The following is a 3920-nucleotide window of genomic DNA, read 5'->3' as shown; positions in this document are numbered from 1 at the left end:
ACTTTATTAAATGAATTTAATCATTTTGAAGGAAATATGAACATATTTCAACCTGCAATTGATATAACAGATGAAGCATTAAAAAAAGAAAGAGATAAAATAAGAGATTTTTTAAATGATATTGTAAATTATAATTAAAACTATATAAATTTCAAAAAATTAAATTATTAGGGGTATAAAAATGAAATTTAAACTTATAGAAAATACTAATGAAGCAATAGATACTGATTGTGTTTATCTAATATTTGATTATTGGGATGATTACGGATACTGTACTACATTCATAGCTTATTATAAGAATAATGAAACGAAAAATTTAGAAAAAATAGGCACGTTAAAAATTGGATTCAAATCTCTTAGTTCTAAAGTAAACCAAAATAAATCAATTAATGGATACCCATCCTATTCCATTAAAGAATTAATACCAAGAATATCATTTAATGAATTAAATGATAATTTCTTTTCTTTAGGTCAAGATATTAATTACTATAAAAAAGTAAATGAAATTTTTGGAGATAAAAATACTGATTATTATGATGCGTTAAAAGATTTAGGATATTATTATGAACGATTTAACCATTTATATGATAATGATGAAAGTTGTTTAATAAATTCATTAATGAGAAATTTATATGTTTCAAATGTTGAACAATTTAATAGAGTTTCTAAAGGACAAGCTGAACTTACACCATATTCTTTTACATTTAAATACAGAAAAGAAAAAATTAATATAAATGTAATTCCAGATTCATTACCTCCAAGTAATATTCATATTCTAATAGGAAGAAATGGAGTAGGGAAAACATGGTTATTATATAATATACTTTTAAATTTACTTAAGAATGTAAGTGATTCTAAAGTGCAAATTGAAAAATCTCAGAAATATTCTATAAGCGAAGAATTCTCTATTGAATGTACTAAAAATAGTTTTGCAGGAATTGTTGGAGTATCATTTAGTATTTTTGATGATGCTTTATCTATTGAAATTAAGGAACCTTTAAATATAGATGAAAAAGAAGTAGATGATTTTAAAAAATTTTATAAATATATAGGGTTAATAAGTAAGAATCAGAAAGATGGTAAGACTAAAATAAAATCAGTAGATGACTTATCAAATGAATTTATAGAAACCTTATTAAAAATAAAGCAGAGTAAAAATAAAATAGACACATATCTAGAAACATGTAGAAATCTTAATAATGATCCAATGTTTAGAGATAATTGTTTTATTGATATATTAGAAAAGTATTTAAGCGAAAAGGAAAATTTATTTTATGAACATTATGATGGTAAAAAACATTGTAGTTTAATAGATAATAAATTTATAAAAAAATATTTTAAACGATTAAGTTCAGGACATATGATAATTATTCTTTCATTGACATCGTTAGTTGATTCTATTCATGAAAAAACTATTGTATTAATAGATGAACCAGAAACACATTTACATCCACCATTATTGTCTACGTATATTAGAACATTATCATTTCTGTTGTTGAAGAAAAATGCGGTAGCAATTATAGCAACACATTCTCCTATAGTCATACAGGAGGTTCCTAAGTCATGTGTAAATAAAATTATAAGAACTTCAGAAGAAATGCATTTTGAAAAGGTTATGCTAGAAACATTTGCTACAAATACAGATTCTTTGACTAGAGAAGTTTTCGGGTTAGAAGTAATAAAAACAGGATTTTATCAATTGTTAGAAAAAGAGCTAGAGCAGGATTTTGATAAAACAATAGAAAAATTTAATGGTAATATAGGTTCATTAGGTCATGTATTAATACAGAGTTTAATAAATCGGAAGAGGGTTAACGATGAAGAAGATTAAAATACCCGATATAAATCAAGAAGATATTTGTAATTCTTTTAATGAATTAAAATACAAAGAAAGAATAATTGAGAAAAGTATTAAGTATAAAGAGATTATTGAAAATGTAGAAGAGAATTTAAACGATGAAAATGAATTTGCAGCTTTAGATATTGAGTATAAAGAGTATATGAAAAAAATGTATAGTGATAGATTATCAAAGAAGCAATATGTTAACATATATAAATTTTACAAAAAAATTAGGGAAAGTGAAAAGTATTGTCCATATTGTAATTATCCTACTAGGGAAGTAAAACAAATAGATCATTATTTGCCAAAAGCTAAATTTCCTTCATTATCAATTGTAATAAATAATCTAGTTCCCATATGTAAAGATTGTAATGAGATAAAGGGAGAATATTATTCTTTTGATAAAGAAAGTCAACTTATTCATCCTTATTATGATGATGAAATAAATAATGCATTTGATTATATTGGGTGTGAAATTGTAGAAAAGATTGAAATAGGTTTTAAATTTTATATAAAAAAGATAGCTGTGTGGGATGATTCATTTTATAAAAAAATAATATTTCACTTTGAGAAATTAGAGATTGATAAACTATATCTTTCAGATTTTAATACAGAATTTGATGTTTATTTTACTGAGCTAAAAATGTTGTATGAATCTGTGAAATCAAAAGATATTATTAGGAAGCTTATACAGGTGAAGATTGACACATATTATGAAAAAAAAGTTATGCCATGGAGATATGCAGGATTTAGTAGCTTGTTAAAAAGTGATTGGTTTTTTGAAACATTTTTTAACTAATGTTAAATAGGGATTAACTATATATAAATTTATATATAGTTTAAATAGATAGACAAAGAATCAATATGAAAAAATTATTTCAATAAAGAATAATAAATAGTAAAAGAGAGGGTATAAATTGAAGAACTCACAGAAACGAACAGTTAAAAGTATATTAGAGAAAAGTAAGAATGTAATATGTACAATGGCAGGGGGAGTAACAAACTTGTGGGTTGGGGATCCTACTGGAATTACTGGAGAACTAGTAAGTATGAATGTTAATACACTTATTACTGAAATTGCAAACGAATTTGATACAAGAAAGTTATCGGATTTAGAAGTTGGTAGAGTAGCAGATGTAATGGGATATGCGATTGAGGATATAAATTTAAAACTTAAAGAAGGTAAAACTATTAGAAATGATAACTTTTTTGAATTTGGTATAGATGATAGAAGTGATGGTGAAGAAATATTTGAGGGGGTAATAGTAGCAGCACAAAGGGAATTTGAAAATAAAAAGCTTAGATATTATGGAAAGTTATTATCTAATATATCTTTTAGAGAAGATATATCTAAGGATCAAGCTGTACAATTAATACAGATTGCTCAAAAATTAAGTTACAGGCAGTATATATTAATAATGATTATTGCTCAGTCACAATTTATGAAAATTAATAATGTTAAATCACCGTACCTAGAAGATAGCCCACTTATGAAAAAGAAAAGTACTAGCTATAGTAATATATCAGTATATCAAGACATATATGAATTATATCGTATGGGAATGTTGAATGGTGGAGGAAAAATAATTCTTGAAATGGGATATATAATTCCATCAGAACTTGAAATACAAGGAGTGGGAGTAAGATTATTTGAGTTAATGGAACTTAATAAACCATCAGGAGAAATGGTGGGAAATTTTAAGGATTATCTTGAGGTATTGAAAGTAATAAAGCATGAAAAGTTACATAACTAATGGTTAAAATATATTTTAAGGGATATATTTTAACTACATTTTATCAATAAATCTTGCACCATCGCCTAAAGTATTGAAATAGATGATAAAAATATTTGTTTTGTAATGAGTACAGAAGATATAATTGATTATATTTATAGAGTTATTGGACTATTGTACTTTCAAATGTATATTCATTTAACAAATAATTAATTTAAGTGATGATAAATGATGAAAATATTAATATGTTTATTTTTAATATCAATATTTTTACATTCGGGTATATAGTTTGAAAAATTTATATTAAACAATGAGACTATAAGTTTGATAAATGTAAAAAATTCTTT

Annotated in this window: 3 protein-coding genes; all 3 read left to right on the top strand. The window is 24.3% G+C overall.

What is annotated here, in order from left to right:
* Positions 1-181 precede the first annotated feature (181 nt).
* The 3 genes from E6248_RS14205 (at position 182) to E6248_RS14195 (ending at position 3594) form a co-directional block, all read left to right on the top strand.
* Positions 182-1831: an AAA family ATPase gene (locus tag E6248_RS14205; protein ID WP_316341437.1), complete on the top strand. Its 1650-nt coding sequence runs from the start codon at positions 182-184 to the stop codon at positions 1829-1831.
* The gene (locus E6248_RS14200; RefSeq protein WP_316341436.1) at positions 1818-2639 is read left to right on the top strand and encodes an HNH endonuclease signature motif containing protein; all 822 of its coding nucleotides are present in this window, start codon (positions 1818-1820) and stop codon (positions 2637-2639) included. The genes E6248_RS14205 and E6248_RS14200 overlap by 14 nt, the downstream gene beginning before the upstream one ends.
* A 118-nt stretch (positions 2640-2757) precedes the next feature.
* Positions 2758-3594, top strand: coding sequence for a hypothetical protein (locus E6248_RS14195; RefSeq protein ID WP_316341435.1), 837 nt, complete (start codon positions 2758-2760; stop codon positions 3592-3594).
* Positions 3595-3920 lie beyond the last annotated feature (326 nt).

The organism is Clostridium sp., assembly GCF_032552055.1.
GTDB lineage: Bacteria > Bacillota > Clostridia > Clostridiales > Clostridiaceae > Clostridium.
The sequence above is the reverse complement of the archived record's forward strand: the minus strand, read 5'-3'. Positions and strand labels throughout refer to the sequence as shown.

Coding starts and splice junctions, on each gene's coding strand:
- E6248_RS14205 (WP_316341437.1), top strand. CDS start 182: ATGAAATTTAAACTTATAGAAAATACTAATGAAGCAATAGATACTGAT.
- E6248_RS14200 (WP_316341436.1), top strand. CDS start 1,818: ATGAAGAAGATTAAAATACCCGATATAAATCAAGAAGATATTTGTAAT.